The organism is Mesonia aquimarina (assembly GCF_003667275.1).
Classification (GTDB): Bacteria; Bacteroidota; Bacteroidia; order Flavobacteriales; family Flavobacteriaceae; genus Mesonia; species Mesonia aquimarina.
In genome coordinates, this window is the sequence record NZ_RCNV01000004.1 from 1 (window position 1) to 19,594 (window position 19,594).

22 protein-coding genes are annotated in these 19,594 nt (G+C 29.7%); 15 read left to right on the top strand and 7 right to left on the bottom strand.

From position 1 onward, the window contains the following. Positions 1-107: 107 nt before the first annotated feature. The 9 genes from D9R05_RS07035 (at position 108) to D9R05_RS15695 (ending at position 8,589) form a co-directional block, all read left to right on the top strand. A complete protein-coding gene (locus D9R05_RS07035) occupies positions 108-842 on the top strand; it encodes a tetratricopeptide repeat protein (protein ID WP_121666518.1) in 735 nt (244 codons plus the stop codon). A 433-nt stretch (positions 843-1,275) separates the two neighbouring features. Then, entirely contained in the window at positions 1,276-1,959 is a 684-nt protein-coding gene (locus D9R05_RS07040; protein ID WP_121666519.1) for a YiiX family permuted papain-like enzyme, read from the top strand. A 151-nt stretch (positions 1,960-2,110) separates the two neighbouring features. Continuing rightward, positions 2,111-2,539, top strand: coding sequence for a hypothetical protein (locus tag D9R05_RS07045; RefSeq protein ID WP_121666520.1), 429 nt, complete (start codon positions 2,111-2,113; stop codon positions 2,537-2,539). A gap of 171 nt (positions 2,540-2,710) precedes the next feature. Then, the gene (locus D9R05_RS07050; protein ID WP_121666521.1) at positions 2,711-3,223 is read left to right on the top strand and encodes a hypothetical protein; all 513 of its coding nucleotides are present in this window, start codon (positions 2,711-2,713) and stop codon (positions 3,221-3,223) included. A gap of 179 nt (positions 3,224-3,402) precedes the next feature. After that, entirely contained in the window at positions 3,403-5,067 is a 1,665-nt protein-coding gene (locus tag D9R05_RS07055; protein ID WP_121666522.1) for a S41 family peptidase, read from the top strand. Between the two features lie 146 nt (positions 5,068-5,213). Continuing rightward, entirely contained in the window at positions 5,214-6,515 is a 1,302-nt protein-coding gene (locus tag D9R05_RS07060) for an amidohydrolase family protein (protein ID WP_121666523.1), read from the top strand. Positions 6,516-6,684: 169 nt separating this feature from the next. Continuing rightward, positions 6,685-7,206 (top strand): hypothetical protein, encoded by a 522-nt coding sequence (locus D9R05_RS07065; protein WP_121666524.1) that lies wholly within the window; start codon positions 6,685-6,687, stop codon positions 7,204-7,206. Next, positions 7,206-8,033, top strand: coding sequence for a tetratricopeptide repeat protein (locus tag D9R05_RS07070; protein WP_121666525.1), 828 nt, complete (start codon positions 7,206-7,208; stop codon positions 8,031-8,033). Before D9R05_RS07065 ends, D9R05_RS07070 begins: the two co-directional genes overlap by 1 nt. Positions 8,034-8,466: 433 nt before the next feature. Then, positions 8,467-8,589, top strand: a complete 123-nt coding sequence (locus D9R05_RS15695; protein ID WP_262696567.1) for a hypothetical protein — start codon at positions 8,467-8,469, stop codon at positions 8,587-8,589. A gap of 88 nt (positions 8,590-8,677) precedes the next feature. Here D9R05_RS15695 and D9R05_RS07080 read toward each other — a convergent pair whose 3' ends face one another. After that, a complete protein-coding gene (locus D9R05_RS07080; RefSeq protein ID WP_121666527.1) occupies positions 8,678-8,884 on the bottom strand; it encodes a hypothetical protein in 207 nt (68 codons plus the stop codon). A 156-nt stretch (positions 8,885-9,040) separates the two neighbouring features. On the opposite strand from D9R05_RS07080, the gene D9R05_RS07085 reads away from it, so the two are divergent. Together D9R05_RS07085 and D9R05_RS07090 are read left to right on the top strand one after the other, a co-directional pair. Continuing rightward, positions 9,041-10,072: a helix-turn-helix domain-containing protein gene (locus D9R05_RS07085; protein WP_121666528.1), complete on the top strand. Its 1,032-nt coding sequence runs from the start codon at positions 9,041-9,043 to the stop codon at positions 10,070-10,072. 816 nt (positions 10,073-10,888) lie between these two features. Beyond that, positions 10,889-11,740: an SDR family oxidoreductase gene (locus D9R05_RS07090; protein ID WP_121666529.1), complete on the top strand. Its 852-nt coding sequence runs from the start codon at positions 10,889-10,891 to the stop codon at positions 11,738-11,740. A gap of 43 nt (positions 11,741-11,783) precedes the next feature. Here D9R05_RS07090 and D9R05_RS07095 read toward each other — a convergent pair whose 3' ends face one another. Then, positions 11,784-12,554 carry an MBL fold metallo-hydrolase gene (locus D9R05_RS07095; RefSeq protein WP_121666530.1) on the bottom strand — a complete coding sequence of 257 codons (771 nt, stop codon included), beginning with the start codon at positions 12,552-12,554 and terminating at the stop codon, positions 11,784-11,786. 502 nt (positions 12,555-13,056) lie between these two features. On the opposite strand from D9R05_RS07095, the gene D9R05_RS07100 reads away from it, so the two are divergent. Together D9R05_RS07100 and D9R05_RS07105 are read left to right on the top strand one after the other, a co-directional pair. Continuing rightward, positions 13,057-14,109, top strand: coding sequence for a helix-turn-helix domain-containing protein (locus D9R05_RS07100; RefSeq protein WP_121666531.1), 1,053 nt, complete (start codon positions 13,057-13,059; stop codon positions 14,107-14,109). A 140-nt stretch (positions 14,110-14,249) separates the two neighbouring features. Then, positions 14,250-15,707, top strand: coding sequence for a glycosyltransferase (locus D9R05_RS07105; protein ID WP_121666532.1), 1,458 nt, complete (start codon positions 14,250-14,252; stop codon positions 15,705-15,707). A 28-nt stretch (positions 15,708-15,735) separates the two neighbouring features. Here the strand turns inward: D9R05_RS07105 and D9R05_RS07110 are convergent, their stop codons facing one another. From D9R05_RS07110 to D9R05_RS07130, 5 genes are read right to left on the bottom strand one after another with little or no spacing between them, the layout of a single operon-like run. Further along, positions 15,736-15,924, bottom strand: coding sequence for a CsbD family protein (locus D9R05_RS07110; RefSeq protein WP_317124594.1), 189 nt, complete (start codon positions 15,922-15,924; stop codon positions 15,736-15,738). Positions 15,925-15,932: 8 nt separating this feature from the next. Beyond that, entirely contained in the window at positions 15,933-16,340 is a 408-nt protein-coding gene (locus D9R05_RS07115; protein WP_121666534.1) for a hypothetical protein, read from the bottom strand. A 5-nt stretch (positions 16,341-16,345) separates the two neighbouring features. Next, positions 16,346-17,308, bottom strand: coding sequence for an SDR family NAD(P)-dependent oxidoreductase (locus tag D9R05_RS07120; protein ID WP_121666535.1), 963 nt, complete (start codon positions 17,306-17,308; stop codon positions 16,346-16,348). Continuing rightward, positions 17,305-18,108 carry an SDR family NAD(P)-dependent oxidoreductase gene (locus D9R05_RS07125; RefSeq protein ID WP_121666536.1) on the bottom strand — a complete coding sequence of 268 codons (804 nt, stop codon included), beginning with the start codon at positions 18,106-18,108 and terminating at the stop codon, positions 17,305-17,307. The genes D9R05_RS07120 and D9R05_RS07125 overlap by 4 nt, the downstream gene beginning before the upstream one ends. A 29-nt stretch (positions 18,109-18,137) precedes the next feature. Continuing rightward, the gene (locus tag D9R05_RS07130; RefSeq protein WP_121666537.1) at positions 18,138-18,572 is read right to left on the bottom strand and encodes a hypothetical protein; all 435 of its coding nucleotides are present in this window, start codon (positions 18,570-18,572) and stop codon (positions 18,138-18,140) included. Positions 18,573-18,839: 267 nt separating this feature from the next. On the opposite strand from D9R05_RS07130, the gene D9R05_RS15470 reads away from it, so the two are divergent. Together D9R05_RS15470 and D9R05_RS07135 are read left to right on the top strand one after the other, a co-directional pair. Then, positions 18,840-18,989, top strand: coding sequence for a hypothetical protein (locus D9R05_RS15470; RefSeq protein WP_162984917.1), 150 nt, complete (start codon positions 18,840-18,842; stop codon positions 18,987-18,989). Positions 18,990-19,113: 124 nt separating this feature from the next. Beyond that, positions 19,114-19,317, top strand: a complete 204-nt coding sequence (locus tag D9R05_RS07135; protein ID WP_121666538.1) for a dodecin family protein — start codon at positions 19,114-19,116, stop codon at positions 19,315-19,317. The last annotated feature ends 277 nt before the right edge of the window (positions 19,318-19,594 follow it).

The window sequence follows — 19,594 nt, forward strand, 5'->3', positions numbered from 1 at the left end:
CCAGAAGAAGACATTCTTATTTAGGAAACAGAACCATTAAAGAATTTGAAATAGATATGTATAATCAAAAACTAGCAGCATAGTCACTCAACTTAAAGTCCAGTTTTTTGTTGCAAGTCCAAGGTTCAGCTCTTGACATGCTTGGGAAAACCAATGAGTCTATTAAATTATTTGAAAGAGCAATTAAAAAAACTGATGGACATTACTTACTCTATTACAATTTAGGACTGAACTATTACAAGATAAATGATTTTGAAAACGCTGAAGAAAATGTAATTAAAGGGATTGAATTAAATCCAAATCATTCAAGTAGTCATTTGATGTTAGCCAACATTCATAACCAAAAAGGAAATGCGGTTCAAACTTTACTTTCTTCACATTATTTTCTCTTTTTAGAGCCAAATTCGCAAAGGTCATTAGATGCTTATTCAATGTTGCAGCAAAACTTTGGCGGAAATGTTTCAAAAGACAATGACAAGCCGAATACTATAAACATTTTACTTTCACCCAATAACGATAGTCAATTCGGAGCAGCAGAATTAATGGTTTCAATGCTTGAGGCTTCTAAATCTTTAGAAGAAAATGAGGGTAAAAGTGACGATGAGATGTTTGTTGAAAATACCGAGAAATTTTTCAAAGTCCTTGGAGAGTTGAAAAATGAGAAAAACAAGGAAATTTGGTGGACTTTTTATACCGTATTCTTTTATGAGTTGGCTAAAAGCGAACATTTAGAAGTATACTGTAAGTACATAACACAAATCGGAAATGAAAATTCTAAAAAATGGCTTGAAGAAAATACTGACGCACTGAGTAAATTCGATAAATGGCTGAGAGATAATTAGAAACGTTAACCAACAATGCTATAAATAATTACTTGTTCTTGCCTATTTCTGAAAATCTGCGAGAATTTTAAGCTTGGTGTGTACTTGAAATATTTACCTTTAATCCACGGAACTCTTGATAGTTGAAACTCTTAGCTGCAAGTTAAAAAAAACGACTGTTAAAAATATAATAATGAGTTAATTATGAGGAAAAGGGTTTATCTGAATTTAATTCTTATCATAAAATATCTCTTATCATAATATTAAGTTTTGGACTGATTTTGATTATAAAAAACAGGCGAATAATAAATAAACGGAAGTATATAATTGATTGCTAGTGCAAACTTACTTAAGAAAATCCTTGCAGATTTTCTATTCAGTTTTTATTTGCTAACTTTCGTGCAAAACACACGCAACAAACAAAAAAAACACTTTGTCACACATATAAAAAACGATGAAGAAGATTATAAAAATTGTTATTTGGATTTTAGGAATCTCATTGATTTTATATGTTGGTTTTATTAGCATTGGGTTTTATGTATATCACAGATTACACGGAGAAGCCACTGGAGCGTATGACAAAGCCTACTCTGAGTATGTTGAAAATGGTGACATTATTTTTCAGACTTCAAAATCCAATCAAAGTAAAGCCATTCAATTAGCGACTGGCTCGAAGTACAGCCATATGGGAATTATTTATGAAAATGAAGGAGAGTTTTTCGTTTACGAAGCGGTTCAACCCGTAAAGCTAACTCCTCTAAATGACTGGATAAGTCGCGGAAAGAAAAGGCACTATGTTATTAAGCGCCTTGAAAACGCTGACCAAGTATTGACAAATTCTACTTTGATTAAAATGAAAGAAATTGGTGAGCAATTTAAAGGGAAACCGTATGATATTTACTTTGAATGGTCAGACGAAAAAATCTATTGCTCTGAACTTGTTTGGAAAATCTACAAACAAGCAACAAACATTGAAATCGGACAGCTTGAACAGCTTTCTGATTTTGACTTGAGCAATGAAATTGTGAAAGCAACAATGAAAGAACGTTACGGAAGCGATATTCCAATGGATGAGAAAGTAATTTCTCCAGCGGCAATGTTTAATTCGGAAAAATTGATAACAATAGAGGAAAAATAAAAAAATAGTTGTAGCAATATCTCGTAAAATACATGGCCTGCGGGACACTCAACATACACAATCTCACATATTAAAAAAAGATGTATAACTTAAAAAAGTGATTGTTATCTCGAACGAATAATCATGAATTTCTAATTTTCAAATTACTTCTATGATAAAATTGAAAGATATAATAATTGACAGAATAAAAGATGTAATACCTCTTATTTTAATTTTATCACTCCCCTATTATTTTGAAATTATAAATTTGACATTGAGTCCTTTATTTATATTTTTTTTCTTCTTACTCCTTACGTTCTTTCAATTAATAACGTCTGAAAATTATTTAATAGATTATCAAGTGATTAATACCAAAATAACCTTCACTTATAAGATTACTCTTTCCAAAAAGATCCAGAAAAAAGAAATTGATTTAAACTCAGTAAAGAAAGTTGAATTTCAATCAAAATCTAATCTACTAGAAAACTTTAATGGAATTACTGTTAAATATGAAAATATTGATAAAAATCAAGAAAGGTTTAGTCTGAAAATAAAATCTGATACGATATGGCTACAAATTTTAAATAAATTAAAAGTTTGAAAAATCTCAATTAAAATATATAATTGAAAGTATATAGTAAAAAATAAATAAAAACTATAGACCACAACTCAGATAAAAAATAGCTACGTTTTATCTAAATTGAAAATTAACTAATAATTATACATTACTAGTCATATAAGAAATCGTAGCTTCCATTTTGAACAAACATCGATGAAAAATATTTATTACATTGTTATTTTATTAATCTTTATTCAATCTTGTCAAGATGAATCAAAAAATAACGTGATAATCGATAATTTGAAATTAAAAGAAAAGAAGTGCCAGAAATACATTGATAAAAATGGCTTCATTAAAATATCTGAACTTAATTTGTCAGAATTATTATCGGAATTGAGGGTTAGAAATGAACAAAAAAATGAATTGAACATACTAACGACTATTGGACAGACCAAAGCTAATTGGCTAACTGACAAAGACCTTGTATATCTGATTTCAAAAATTGAATCAAAAGAAAGATCAAAATGTATTATGAGAGTCTTATCATCTTTTATTCCTGATTCAAAAAATATGACGATTGGAAATCAAGTAATTTCAATAATTGAAGCTTATCGCAAAAAAGAACCATATCCGAACAATCTTTATATTTGTGAGATTTATGATAAAGAAAAGGTGACTGAAATATTGGAATGGTGGAAAGAAAAGAACTGTAGGGAACAAAGGTAGCGGTTGATCAAAACCCTAAATTTTAAAAATACTTCATCAATATAAACCGCGTTTAGGTTTTTTCATTCTTAGATTTCCTATAATAAATAAAAATTGAATTACTTATGTAGTCCCGTTACCAATCAGAATAAATATATTTGTTAGGATGTAACCAGTGGGTAAAAATTTGAATCAAGTCTATGAAATATATTTTTTTATGCTGTCTATTTTTTCATTTTACAAATACATTTAGTCAAATCAATGAAAAAGAAAAAAATGAAAGCTTCATTAAAATTTGGGGGTTATTAAAATATTACCACCCAGAAATAAGTGATGGAGAGTTTAATTTCAATAAGGAGTTTATCAAAGAATATCAAAAGTTAGAATTAATTGAGACAAAGGAAGCTTTTGATAAAGAAATGAGTGATTGGATAGAAAGTTATGGGATAGATGATTTTGTTACAAAAGAAAATAATACACAGGATAATCTTTTTACCGAAAATTATCATTTTGAATGGATTAATGAATCAAATTATAATTCCAAACTTATTAGTTTGCTAAATAGGTTGAGAAACAATACTAATTACAATAGCTACTATGCAAAGGTTAAAAAATTAAGTAGTTCAGTAGATTTCAGTAATGAAATTCCATTAGAGAATTTTGATTATTCTAAAAAAGAACACCGACTATTATTTCTTGCTTCATTTTGGAATGCCATGAAATATTGGAATGTAAATATTTACTTGACTGACACCCCTTGGGAAAAAGTGTTATATCAATTAATACCAGTTTTTACTGCAAAAGGAAAAGAAAATTTTGAAAAAGCTAAAGAAAATTTGTTTAGCAAGCTAAATGACTCTCATTCAGATTATAAATACAGTTATACACTTAATTTATTAAATAAGTTTCCAAACTTTGGAGGGAAAATAATAAATGATTCGTTAGTTATAACTTCCGTGTTTAACGAAAAAAAGTTTCAGGAGGATTCTTTATCTAAAGGAGATATCATTTACGCAATAAATGATATCTCCTTAAAAGAATATTATCAGAATAAGTTTTCTGAGGTTATAAGTGTTTCAAATCAAAATTACTTAAAAAGAGCTATTGAAAAAACGTATTTATTAGCCTCGGCTAAGGATTCAATTCTTGTTAATATATTAAAAACTAATGGAGAGCATATAAAGAAATATATTCAATTGAGTCCTTTAAAGTATGTTGCCGAAAAATATATGCGTTTACGACCTTCAAAGACTGAAAACTGGAAAAAGTTAAATACAGCAATTGGATATATAAACTTAAACTATATTGACAAGAAGCAGTTAAAGAAAGCATTCAAACATTTTAATCTTTTTAAAGGTATAATTATAGATTTAAGAAACTATCCTAGAAATATTGGTACATCAGATATAGCGAAACACCTTTACCCGGAAAAAACTACATTTGTAAAAGCACTTACATCAATAAAACCTTCTTATGGCGAATATGACTCAACTACAGCTTTAAGTTTCATAAACAATCCTTTTAAAGCAGGAAGGAGAAATAAAGCCTATTTTAAAGGAGAGGTAGTCCTACTAGTCGATAGAAAAACGGCCAGTAAAGCAGAGTGGATAGGAATGGCAATTCAAGCATCGCCAAACTGTACAACTATTGGAGAACAAACTTTTGGCGCGGTGATGAATAGAAATCAAATACCGCTCATCGATGGTACCACAATCGACTTTACAGGAGTTGGAGCATTTTATCCAAATGATGAAGGCGTTCAACGAAGAGGATTAAAGTTAGATTATGAAATCAAAGAGAGTGCATTACACTACAACAAAAATTTATATATAGAAAAAGCAATAGAATTAATTAATCAAGAATAAAAACTTTTGCTGACTTAAGACGTATACCAAAGATTTCGGCTGCATGCCCTGCAGACAAAACCACGCAAGTATAAAAGTCGGTAATTTTAGCTATCTTAGTTTTTAATCAATCGGTAAAGGACTGTTATGAATTAAAAAAAACAGGCATGAAGCAATTATTTATTTTTTTATTAGTTCTTGCGATTTACTTTCCTGCCGGATTAATAGCGCAAGAAGAGAGCATATATATTAAAGCGGGAAAATTATACGATAGTAAAAATAATAAGCTATTAAAAAACAAGATCATACACATCAAAGGATCGAAAATTATTGAGATTGGAGAATTTGAATCTCTACCTAAAAATATTCAAGCAATAGATTTAACAGGTTACACCGTTCTTCCAGGATTAATAGATGCACATACCCATGTACTTTTCTCTCAAGAGGCGAACGAAGATTTTGCGGAACATAGCATTCATTCACTTACAATGGAAAGTGACGCCTTAAGAATACTCCGAGGTTCTAAAAGAGCCAAAAGTTATTTATATCAAGGAATAACAAGTATTAAGGATCTTGGAAACTCCGGATTATATCTTGATGTAGCCCTGAGAGATGCTATAAACGAAGGAACAGTTGAAGGACCACGTATTTTTGCTTCGGGACCTATTTTAGCTGCAAAGGGTGGACAAATTTATGGAGTACTTCCTGAACATCAAAACATAATAAATTTAGAATACCGAATAATAACTGGTCCTGAAGATGCAAAAAATGCTGTTCGTGAACATGTAAACCAGAATGTAGATATCATTAAAATTTGTGCTGACAATCTTCCGAATAAAACCTATTTAACAATTGACGAAATAAAAGCTATTGTCAAAACAGCACACGCATACCAATTAAAAGTGACAGCTCATTGTGTCACAAATCAGTCAGCTTGGAACGCTATCGAAGCTGGTGTTGATGGTATTGAGCATGGGTTTAATTTAGCAGATAGCACCTTAACTAAAATGGCAGAAAACCAAATTTATCTAGTCCCTACAGAAAACAGCAAAGAGTACATGAACACCTATGTTAAACTCGCGGGATATAAAGAAAATGAAATTGGTTGGATTGATAAATATCTAAACAAAATGAGAAACAGACTTAATAAGGCCATTGATAAAGGAGTCCCAATAGTAGCAGGGTCTGATAATTATACAGATATAAAAGTGTCTAGAGGAGAATCGTCTTTTGATATGTTTCAATACTATTTTGATGCAGGGATGAAGCCATTAGATATTTTACAATCTAGTACATACATTTCAGCCAAGCATTTAAATAAAGAAAATGAAATTGGATATATAATTCCTCAAGCAAATGCAGACATCATTGCCGTTAAAGGAGATTTAATTAATGATTTTATCCCTACGATAGAAAATGTTGTATTCATAATGAAGAATGGAAAGGTTTATAAAAATAAAAGCGATTAAAATTTATATTAAAAAACATATATCAACAACGGCCATAATGCATTGAGGTATGATTTTCGGTAGAAAATTCCTTAATTTTATTAATGGCAAGCTTATGGCGGAAAAATTCAGCTGATTTTTTTCTGCAACGAAACCATAGTTAAAAACATAAGTCATTTGAACAAGACGAATGAAAAAATCAATTTTAAAATTAACACTACTATTTTTAATGCTCTGTAGCTGTCAAACCGAAAAAAAAGACAGCGAAAAAAAAGAATATTTACGTTGGGTTGGAGACATTGAGCAAAATGATAAAATAGATGAAACAGAATTTAAAGTTTGCAACGGAGATGCAAACATTCTTCAATATTTCAATTTGGGTAAAGGACCTATTTATAGCGGAGAAAAATCTAAAATTTTAAACACATTTAAAACAAAATATCAACCAATATCAGATAAAAATCAGAATGGACTAATCAGAATAAGGTTTATCGTAAACTGTAAAGGGAATGCAGGAAGATTTCGAGTTTTGCAATCAGATTACGATTATCAAGAAAAAGAGTTTGATAACGAAATTGTTTCTCAGTTTTTAAACATAACGAAAGGAATTGATAATTGGGTAGTTTTAGAAAGAGATGAAGTGCCCGTTGATTATTATATGTATTTAATATTCAAAATTACAGACGGAGAACTAATAGAAATTTTACCTTAATGAAATATTTTAATCTTTTAATAGTACTGTTTCCATTTTCAAGTGTGTTTGCGCAACCAAATTGCGAAGCTTATAAATATTACGGAGATACCTTAAAATATGAAGCTTGTAAAAAAGCAATGGAAATTAAAGGTCATTACCAATTCAGTAAAGAATACCAAACCGTTTTAGACCAATCAATCGAGATAGACCCAACATTCGATTACGCTTATTGGGCAAAATCCATTGCCTATTTAAAAAGTGGAGACTTTGTGACTTGGAAAAAACTAATTGACAAAGCGGTTGCATACAATCCAAAAGGACATTTAGGCTATAGAGGTTGGTGTCGCTATCAATTCTTCAGAGATTATAAAGGAGCAATCAAAGACATTGAAAAATTGGATAGTTTGGTAGGTTATGATATTGGTCAATCTCAAAACGGAACTTATCATTTAAATATCGCCAAAGGCCTGTGTTACAAAGCCATCGAAAAACAAGAAAAAGCAATTGAAATTATAGAAAAACAAATCAAATTAAACGAAGAGGAAGATTTTGTAGGAGCATATGATTATCTACACCTTGGAGTTCTTTATTTAGAAACTAAAAAATTTGAAAAGGCAGTTGAGACATTCAACAAACAATCGCAAAACAATGAAATAGCAGAAAATCAATATTATTTGGCGTTGACTTATCAAGAGTTAGACAAACCTGCCAAGTATAAATCTTGTTTGGAAAAAGTAAAGGAACTTTACATACAGGGAAGAAAAATGTACGATCCATATTCAAATCCTATGGACAAAATATATTTAGAAAATATTGAAAACGAACTAAAAAAGGATTACAAGTAATTGCTGTGCTAAATTAACTGTTAAAGCACCCAATTAAATCGTACAAAAGCCATTTATTAATCATTTGACAAGCATCAATGAAAAACCTTTATTACATTGTTATTTTATTAATCTTTATTCAATCTTGCCAAGATGAATCAAAAAATAATGTGATCTTCGATAATTTGAAATTAAAAGAAAAGAAGTGCCAGAAATACATTGATAAAAATGGCTTCATTAAAATATCTGAACTTAATTTGTCAGAATTATTATCCGAATTGAAGGTTAAAAATGAACAAAAAAATGAATTGAACTTACTAACGACTATTGGACAGACCAAAGCTGATTGGTTAACTGAAAAAGACCTTGTAATCTGATTTCAAAAATTGAATCAAAAGAAAAATCAAAATGTATTATAAGAACCATATCATCTGTTATTCCTGATTCAAAAAATATGACGATTGGAAATCAAGTAATTTCAATAATTGAAGCTTACCGCAAAAAAGAACCATATCCGAACAAGCTTTATATTTGTGAGATTTATGACAAAGAAAAAGTAAATGAAATATTGGAATAGTGGAAAGAAAAAAGCGGTATCGTAAATTAAAAATAATCGCTAACTCAATCCATAACTTAAATTATACCAAACAACTGACTAAAAAGTTTTAAGTTGTTTTCTCATTTTCCTTATGAATAGCACATGCTAAACTTTTATTGTCTTCTTCTAAATGAGTGGTAATATTTTTGATGTCTTTTTTTGAAAAGCCTTGATGATATTTTGCAATAGCTTCAATTTTTGTGGGTCTCAACCAAAAACCGGTGATTTGTCGAAAATTATTTTTAATGATTTTCTCAGGAATATCATCATACAAAAGTGGGCATTCCTTCTCTTTTTCAAAAGTATTTTATACCAAATAAAAATTTCATCGGTATTTTGTATGTATTAATTTTAATAGCGTTAAATATAAAAGCAAATTAGTTAGTCTTGGTAATAAAAGTTACCTATGTTAACAGACTAACTACCACCTATGCAACATATAACTTCTCATTCTATACCTTTAAAGGATGTTATAGATGATCTAGCTACTGAATTCCAAACTGAAGTCCAACAAAATTGTGATGAATACTCCCTTACTATTCCAGCACATTATGGCGAAGGTACAATCAAAGGAATTGACTTTAAGCAAGGGCTAGGCATTCTTATTTATGATTGTACTTTTAAAGAAGATATAGAAATACGATTTGTAATCGACAAAGTACACCCCTTAAAGTTTTTATTTTGTGAAAAAGGAAAATTCTCCCATCATTTTGAAAATGATACAGATCAACACTTGGTAAATTTACTCGAAAATATTATTGTTGCCAGTTGCGAAAATAACGGTCATTTTTTACAGTTTAAGGCAGGCTTGCATACGCGAATAAATAGCTTAGAAATAAATAGGGCTAAGTTTATAACCAATAAAGACTGTACTTTAAAAAGTTTAGGTAAAAATTTAGAAACGCTTTTTCGAGACATTCATGCTGTAGAAGTATTTTATCATCACGGTAATTATTGTATAAAAATGGCAGATCTTTTTATAGAAATAGATGGGTTTCCGGAAGAAAATTTTTTACGGCATATTTTTTTTGAGGGCAGCGCCTACAAAATACTGACACTTCAAATTTTACAATACCAAGATGATAAAGCCTCACCCCACAAAAAATCAGTATTAAGAAAATACGAAATCAAGCAGGTTCAAGAAGCTGCAGCCTTAATAAGTGAGGAAATGCTTAGATTTGAAACTGTACAGAAATTAGCTCTTCATGTGGGGCTTAACGTTAATAAACTTCAAGATGGATTTAAAGAGCTGTATGATTCTACAGTAAATGGGTATGTACACGACAGAAGGTTAGATATTGCCAACCACTATCTTAAAGAAACTGATTATAGTATTTCAGAAATTGTTGATAAGATAGGTCTTTCCAGTAAGAGTTATTTTTCCAGGATATTTAAAGATAAGTATGGAATTTCTCCTTCTGAATTAAGAAAAAATAAAAACAATAATCAAAAGGAAGAATAACTGGGTAAAGAACCAATAAACCTCATTATTTTTAATATCGAACTGCTCTAAATTTTTAAATAAATTTTCCCAATAACTTAGATATTCGTTATAATTATCGCATTTAACTTTAAAAGTGTCGGGGCTGTAACCTGAAGCTATTTTTTCTTTTTCATATGGTGCATAAAAAGCAGCATAAATTCTCCTTTAGAGCCAATTAATTCTTATTAGTCGAAAAAAGACTCTGCTTTAAATTGCTATTTGTTTAACGTATAATTGATTTATGTATGAAAGGTACATTTTCAATTTTTCTACTTCTCTCCCACTATACTAATTTGCTTCGTTTTTATCATTAAAATCTTCTACCATATGATTAATTACCACCCTGTTCTTTACTTTGTGATGGACATCCTTTATTCGTAATTTTTAAAATTGCCAACGTAAATTAAATACTAGAACAGGAAACTAACTTTTTCTTGTAATCGGACTATTATTGGGGTGTAAACCTCCAATATAAATAGATTTACTTCCCATACTAAAATTATCATTTGGATCTTTAGGATCTACACATACTGATGTATCTCATTTTTGTGTATCTATACTCATTATATATTACAAGAGAAAAAATAAATCATTCCTCAGAAAGCTTTCTGTTGTTGCTTTTTCAATCGGAAAAGTGATTATAATTCATTAGAATTATATTACTTTATATATTTTAATATTCAATCACATATCTAATTAACTCAGTATCACTACAACTTAACACTTTCCACATTTTAACTTTATATTATCATTTTTAGAATGAAAGCCTTTTTACCTTAGAAATAAAAATTTGCTATGAAGAAAGAAAAGAATATTCCGGAACAACATCAATCTTCACAACCTGGTAAAGAAGAAAAAATGCATCCGCAGCCCGAGTATATAAGAGAGAATTATAAAGGCTGCGGTAAACTAAAGGATAAAGTAGCGCTCATCACCGGTGGCGATAGTGGCATAGGAAGAAGTGTGGCGGTGCATTACGCCAAAGAAGGAGCTAAGATTGCTATAGTATATTTAGAAGAAGATGAGGATGCTCGTATTACCAAAGATTTAATTGAAAAAGCACATAGCACATGTCTATTATTAAAATTTGATATAACTGATAAAAAAAAGTGTAAACATATTATTGATGCGACAGTAGATCATTTTGGCTCACTCAATATTGTAGTGAACAATGCAGCCATGCAATTCCCGCAACAGCAAATTAAAGCTATCTCTCAAGGACAATTGGAAAAAACATTTAAAACTAATATTTTTTCTATGTTTTACATCGTTCAAGAAGCTATTCCACATTTAAAAGAGAACGATGTCATTATTAATACCGGATCTATTACGGCTTATTTAGGAAATGAAGTATTATTAGATTATTCAAGTACAAAAGGTGCGATCATCTCATTCACCAGAACATTATCTCAAATATTAGTAGAAAAAGGAATACGTGTAAATGCAGTAGCCCCGGGACCTATTTGGACACCTCTTATTCCTTCCAGCTTTGATTCGGTAAAAGATTTTGGAAAAAATACACCGATGAAAAGGCCTGGACAACCGGCTGAATTAGGTCCAGCTTATGTTTTTTTAGGTTGTGAAGATAGTAGTTATATGACCGGACAAGTTTTACACATAAATGGGGGGGAGTTAGTAGGAAGTTAGTGTGTGTATTAAGCTGTCTTCAACTTATAACATATTACTTTTATTACTCATCCAAACTTTTTAAAAGTGTTTGTAGCCCCACTCTAAGTTTTTTGCCCGATAAATGTTCTCCGTGCCCCATTATGGCTTTTTCAGGATTCACCTGCATTAGTTTTTCCAGAGATGCTTTTAAGTTTTCTCTATCAGAAGAAAAATAAGCAGGGGGCATATATACAGACGAATTAGTTTTTTTCTGAGTATTATAAAAGGCATCCAATGACATCGATACAAACGCATCTCCTGCTATTAATATTTTATCTTTTTCTCTATATAATGCTATATGTCCCGGGGAATGACCAGGAACATGGATCCATTTCCAACCTTTTAAAAAGGGAACTACGCCATTTTCAGGCAATTCTTTTAAAACGCATTTAATATTAATAGGTTCTTGATTAAAAATCATATTTTTATGTTCCTTAAAAACGGATTGATATGCTGTCTTTCCTGTTAAGTAATCAAACTCTTTTGGATGAGCATACACAGGAATGTTCCAAGCATTAATCAAATCTACTACCCCACCAACATGATCAAAATGTCCGTGAGTAAGAATAATGGCAGCAGGAGGATTATTTTTTCCAAATCTTCGATGGGCAACACTCATTATTTTATCTGCAGAATTTGGTAAACCAGTATCTATGAGCACCCAATTTTCAGTTTGTGATGTACCTATCATTACAGCATTTACAATATTATTTATATAATAAAGTATATCGTCCTTTACTTCAATTTCGTTTAAATACGTATTAGCCTTGAGTTGTTTTTTTAGTGAGTCCATATTGAAAAAATTTATTTCCCCGCTCTTCGACAAAGTAAGTTCTAGAAATAAGAAGAGATAGTTAATTTTATTGAAACTAGCATATTATCCGAACTTATGAACTATGCTTTTTTGTTGTATGATAATACACCTTTCCTAATTTAATCCATTCTCATAACAATTTATATAGCTTTACAATAAAAAACTAACAAAATTGACAATCCATAATTGTTAATTTTTTTAACAAGCGAACTATTCATATCGATTAAACGAACGTTTTAGTAGTAGATGAAATTTTTTATATTTTTCTTATTACTTATAAAAACTTAAATATCAGTTTTTAACTTAAACTTAGTTTTTAACTTTAATTTAATAAGTGTTTATAATCTTCTGTTAAGCTAGCTATAGGTAAGGTTTCTATTTTGTAAATTCATACCAATATTAAACTCTGAACTAACAAAATTCGCATAAAAATTGATACAATAAGTTGTAATCGCTCTACCTCCTATAAACAGTAAAAGAAATGAGTAATTTTGGAATAAAACCGCTATTGAAACGAATTACTATTACTTCAAATAATCAAGAAGATGTTATTAAAGAAATAGCTCATTCTTTAAGTACCACCTATGCGCAGAACTGTAGTGAATGTTTAGTTGAGATCCCATCGCACACCGGAAAAGGATTTATTAAATCTATAAATTTTGAGGGAGGATTGACAATGATGGATTACCAATGTATTTTTTTTGAGGATACTCAATTTATATTCAAAGGTTCGAAAAACGCTCCTTTAAAGTTTTTATTTAATTTAAAAAGTAATTTGCTTCATTTTTTAGAAGGCAAACCTAATCCGCAAAGTTTAGAGGGATATCAACGGGCGATTATCACGAGTGATGTTAACCATTCTCATGCCTTTTATTTCCCTAAAAAAGACTATATTAATTTTAACAGTTTAGAAATTGAACGTTATCTATTTAAAAATAAAATGAGTACTGAATTGCAAAATCTTTCTCCTGAATTAAATAAGATTTTTGGAGATATCAGTACAGAAAAGTTTTTTTATCATAAAGGCTATTATAATTTAAAAATAGCCGATCTCCTCCATGAAATAAGAAAATTTGAAGAAGAAGATTTTCTCAAAAAAATTTTTTTAGAAGGAAAAGCATATCAAATACTCGGTCATCATTTAAGATTGTTTCAGCAAGATTTACGAAAAAATAGTATCTCTACCTTGAGATCTTCTGAAGTTGAAAATATTAAAAGAATAGCACAACTCATTAAAAGTGATTTAACAAATATAAAAACCGTAAATCGTTACGCACAAGATGCAGGTTTAAATGTTAATAAGTTACAACTGGGATTTCAAGAATTATACGAACTCACGGTAAATCGTTATATACAAAAAGTGCGTTTAGAAAAAGCCCAGGAATTATTAGCAACCACTGATTGTAATATTTCTGAGATTGTGGATAAAATTGGTCTCTCGAGTAAAAGTTACTTTTCAAAACTTTTTAGAGAAAACTATCAAATGAGTCCTTCTGAATTTAGGAAAAAAAATCAGAATTTTTATGGGAAATAAAAAAAGTTGCAAGTTAATAATATACATTCATAATAAATCGTTAAAACATTTACTATATTTAATCTATTAAAAGATATGCGGATAAAGACAGTATTTTTGTTAACAAAATTTTAGCTTAGGAGAAATAAAATTTCTCTGTTATGAAAATATATGGTGCCACTATTCTTTTGCTATGTGTTGCATTTATCCTTAGTTATATTTACCTCCCTATACTTGCAGAAATTTTTTTATTCCTCAATCTTTTTTTATTAATTATTATTGAATTTTCAAGAATCACTATAGGACAAAGGTCTTATCTGCCTACCAAAAAAAATGTTCCTAATTCGTTACAGCCTAAAGTAAGTATTCATATTTCTATTTGTATGGACTCTCCAAAAATAGTATGTAATACAATTCGCTCTATTGTAAATCAAACCTATGAAAATTATGAAGTAATTATACTATGTCATCACACCCACGATCCTCGTCTGTGGTCTCCCCTAAAAAGTTACTGTAACAGCTTAGGTCATAAAGTAAAATTCATTCAAGTTAAAACAATCGACGGCAATAAAACAGGAGCACTTAACCTTTGTCGTAAATTCACGCATCCGAAAACAGAATATATATTTACGTTAAACGGAGATTATTGGCTAAAACATAATGCAATAGAAAAAATAGTTAAACAAATGCAAAGCCTCCAAGTTGATCTGCTACAATTTCCTCGAGATTATATTAACATGGGGAGTTCAACTATAGGACTGCAGGCAGAAATGGATCATCACTTCAAATGTTATACTGCACCTTTTAATTTTTCCTATTCCAGCATTCCTAATGGAAATCTTCTTCTAATTAAAAAGAAAACGCTTGACGCCGTTGGAGGCTGGCCGTATCATTATATAAATGAAGAAACACAATTAGGGATTCTCCTACTCGAGAAAGGATATACTACGTATCAATGTTCTGAAAAAATTGGAAAGGGAATGCTTCCATTTACCTATACCTCTTTACAAATACAACGGGCTAAATGGATTATAGGAAATCTTGAATCTCTTAAGTTTATATGGAAAGATAGTTTTTTCTCTCTTAGAAAAAAATGGGAAAGCTCTATTCAACTTACCGGTTGGATTAATTTATTAGGCTTACCTTTTTTAGCTCTTTTTACCAATTGTGCTTTATCTTTAATGCACTTACCGGTTTCCTCACATATTAGTACTATTGCTATCTCGAGTATTATTTTCCATCTATGTCTTCAGTACATTGTATTAGGAATTACTACTAAACTTGATTTTTTTCGCCATAATTTAGGCTACTACATCCATTTGGGTTATATCTATTTAGGAGCTTTTTGTTGGTGGTCTTATTTATTTAAAAAACCGAAAGCGTTTAAGAAAAATAATCACTCTCATTTTCAAAAGGACTATAGTATATGTGAACCTTTATTTTCGTTGCTGTTATTCGGGTGTGGAATCATAATCTCCTCCTCTTCTCTTCTGTCAGGCATTATTTTATGCGGTATTGCTTTTCTATTATTAACCGCTTATCTTTATCTAAAATTAGAATTAAAAAAATCACGAGAGAACACATACAATTCCTTGTATGAACCGGATATTCCAACTTAAATTTTTTAGCCAAAAAATTTTAAATAACTTACCCATCTTTTATTTCTCTCATAATCTCTTTTTCACTTTTTCCGGTTTTTTCTACGAGATTACCGATCATTTCTTCAAACCTTCCTTCTTGATAAGAAAGTTCCTTCTCTGTTAAATTGGCATATTTCTGCTTGAATTTTCCTTTTACTTTATGCCATTTGCTTTCTAATTTATGTTCTTTCATCATTGTACTTTCTATTTCATTTTACGATGAGGTCGTTTGGTAAACCAATTAACTGCTAATTGTAAAATACCCGTTAAAATAAATATTATAACTGTAGTCAAAAATAATTTTAATTCCCAATTCTGATTCTTATCTAAAAATACATGATCTGGTGCATTAATAAAGAATCCCACAAGTAATAAAGTATTAATTGCGTATAAAGCATAAATAATATAAAAGAACACAGTACTTCTTTTTTTCCATTTTATATAAATGGCCATAGTAATTTTAATGACCCAACAGATCCATAAAACTTTTACATAGCGTAGGGCGTGTTCAATTATTTTTTCAGGTTCAATACTTAGCGATGAAAAGAAAACGACAAGAGCATATCCCCACAATAGAATGTATATTAATAGAAAGTATTTTTTTAAATTCATAATAATTAGATTATGTTATTTTTTTGCATCCATTTGATGGCTTCTTCCAACCTGATCGGCAATTGTTCTGAATTTGTTTTTACTCTTTCAAAAGATTGGGCTTTTATTTGATAATAAGTTTTTGTAGAAAGAATTTTCATGTGTATTGTAGACCAGCTCGTTTTTATATTTAATTTTCTTATGATATCACCTAACCATCCTGCTATACTTAATAGGAATGAAGGAATCTTAATTAAGGTTGATTGTTGCTTAGTGACTTGTAAGCATAATTGAAAAAAATGCTTATAACTTAAATTTTCACCACTTATTAAATATGATTTTTTATTTTTTCCTTTTTCAAGAATTTTTATAATTGATTGACTTACTTGTCTTGCACTTACAAAATTTTTACCTCCCGATGGATAAGCTATTATTTTTTTTCTGTACATCCATTGAATAATTTTTCCTGAGCTAGGCTTGCTATCATACTTACCTATCATAAAAGTAGGATGAATACTATTTACATGTAAAAAGGAAGCATTTTTCATTACTATATTTTCGGCTTCGATTTTACTTTGAGAATAGTAGGTCTTTTCTATCAAACGCTGCACTTTACCTTTTGGATGTTTATTTCTATAATAAGTTGGTGCTGTACTAACAAAAAGAAAACGTTTAACCTTAGCTTGAATCGCTATTGTTAGAAGATATTGAGTACCCAATACATTTATTTGGTAATATTTTTCGTATAAAGGTTCATTTTGAGCAGTAAATGCAGCATTATGAATAATTGCATCCACATTTTTTACCGCAACAACTAAACTTGTTTTATCTTTTAAATCTCCTTTTACTATTTCAAGTTGTGCATGAGAAGAAACAATCATTTTATTCTTCTTTCTTACCATAGCGCGGACATTATAATTTTGCCGCAGTAAGTCTTTAACTAAATGCGTACCCAGCATACTATTAGCCCCTGTAACCAGTATTCTCATTTTGATCTATTTTTTAACTCTTTTCTTGCTATTCTACTCAATAACAAAACACTTATTGGGGTAGGTATAATTCTCATTAGGATATAGGCTAATCTTTGCCAACTATGGAGATAAATAATACTTTTTCTCTTAAATAACTTTCTTACTATAGCTTTAGCTGCATCATCTGGAGATAAAGTTAATTTTCTTGTTAAATAACCTCGATTTTTCAGTCTATTAGATATTTCATTATTAGTTCTCATCGGCCCCGGATGTACCACACTAATTAGAATATCCTTATTTTTAAATTCTTCTTGCAAGCTCAATGTAAATTGATGAATAAAACCTTTTGTTGCCGGGTATACAGATTTATAAGCAATGGGACTAAAAGCAGCTAGGCTAGAAATATTTAAAATATAAGAATTTTTATTCTTTAATAAAAGAGGAAATAAAGATCTAGTACAAAGTACTGCTGCTACTATGTTTACTTCTAGCATAGCATGCATTTCACTTAATTTTTCATTTAAAAAATATTCATTACCACCCATTCCTGCATTATTAATTAATCCTGACAATCTATATTCCTTCTTTACTAGTTGAAGAAAATCTTCACGTTCATCAGTATTTGAGATATCTAACTCTTTAAAGTCGACAATAATTTTTGAGTTGTTTAAATTTCCTGCTATTTTTTCTAAACCTTCATTAGGTAAAGCTACTAAGAGAAGATTTATATTTCTTTGTGCTAATTCAAAAGCAATAGCTTTTCCTAAACCTTTACTAGCGCCTGTAATTAAAGTATATTCCGTATCAAGCTTTTTCATTACAACTTATTCGCGTTCTTGTTCAGTCTTTATCCTAAAAGCATATAACCTAATCCCATTGTAATACCAAACACTGCATGGGCACCGATTAAATGTTTATAATAATGTTTCGGCTTTAAATTAGAAGGTTTTGTATTTAAGACAAACATTGTATTCCAGCCTATTATTCCTATGACACCTATTACAATACCATATAGAAGTGAATTCCAAACAGAAAACTCTAGTATATCATAAAATACAACTAGCTCAAAAGTTATTACAAATACAAGCCCAATAAAATAATGTACAAACCACCCCAACCAATTATTTTTAAAAGGTGATAAGGGAATACTAGAAGAATGCCGTATCAATGAATTTAATAAATGGGGTTCCTTAAACTTACCCGAGTTTATTTCTTCATATAAAAAACTAAATAACGTCATAGCACTAGTGGCTAATATTCCTATGAAAACAATGTTAAACATATTGTGTAAACTTTATGAGAAAAGGAGTTCCTTCTTTATTTAAATATACAGCCTACTTATGAGAGTTAGCATCTATTTATCAGTAACTTAACGAAGCTTGTTAAAACCAAGTTAAGTAACTTTTCTAGAACAAACGTTGATATTTTTTAGCAAACCTAATTAATAGCTTTTATGCTTTAAATCATAACACAAATCACACAATTCTACATCCTTATTTTCTTTTCTTTTAAAAAATTATTAATCTTAATGTGAAGAAAAAAGACTGTTATGAAAAAAAAAGATTCAGGGAAATATCGTTCAGATAAATCTGAAATTCATCGAAAAAAAAGAAAAATGAGAAATACAGAAATGATTGCCATTATTGTAGTCATATTAATCGTTCTATTTCTACTTGGTTTTTTATTTTTTTCAAGTTAATTTTTTGTTAGAGAAAGTTGATTTAATGATTTTTAAAAAGTGTCTGACCTATCCCTATACTCTTTAAAAGTAATAACAGTTATTTTTCGTTATTAATAAATTTTTAACCACAAAAACTAAAGCTATGAGTATTGTAAAAGTAATTGAGGTAATTGCCTCTTCAGAAAAAAGTTTTGATGATGCTGTTCAACAAGCCGTAAAAGAGGCAAGTAAAACCGTAAGTAATATCAAATCTGTTTACGTAAAAGAAATGCACGCAAATGTTGATGACAATAAAGTTACATCTTTTGCAATTAATGCAAAAGTTTCCTTCACCATTACTAACTAAGGGTAAAAAAAAACAGAAACATGTATTAAAAAAAGAGGCTGTCTAAAAAGTCTACTTTTATCAACCTGAACTTGATTTAGGTTCTCATACTGATTTGTATTTCAGTAATATGAGATTCTGAAATAAATTCAGAATGACACTTTTTTAATCTTTTTAGACAGCCTCTTCTTTATCTTACTATCCTAGACTTTCATACTACCTAATTATCTATAGAAACCCTTTCCTAATATATAGATAGAGAATCCTGTTCTTTTATATTTAAAATGCTTCCTATTTT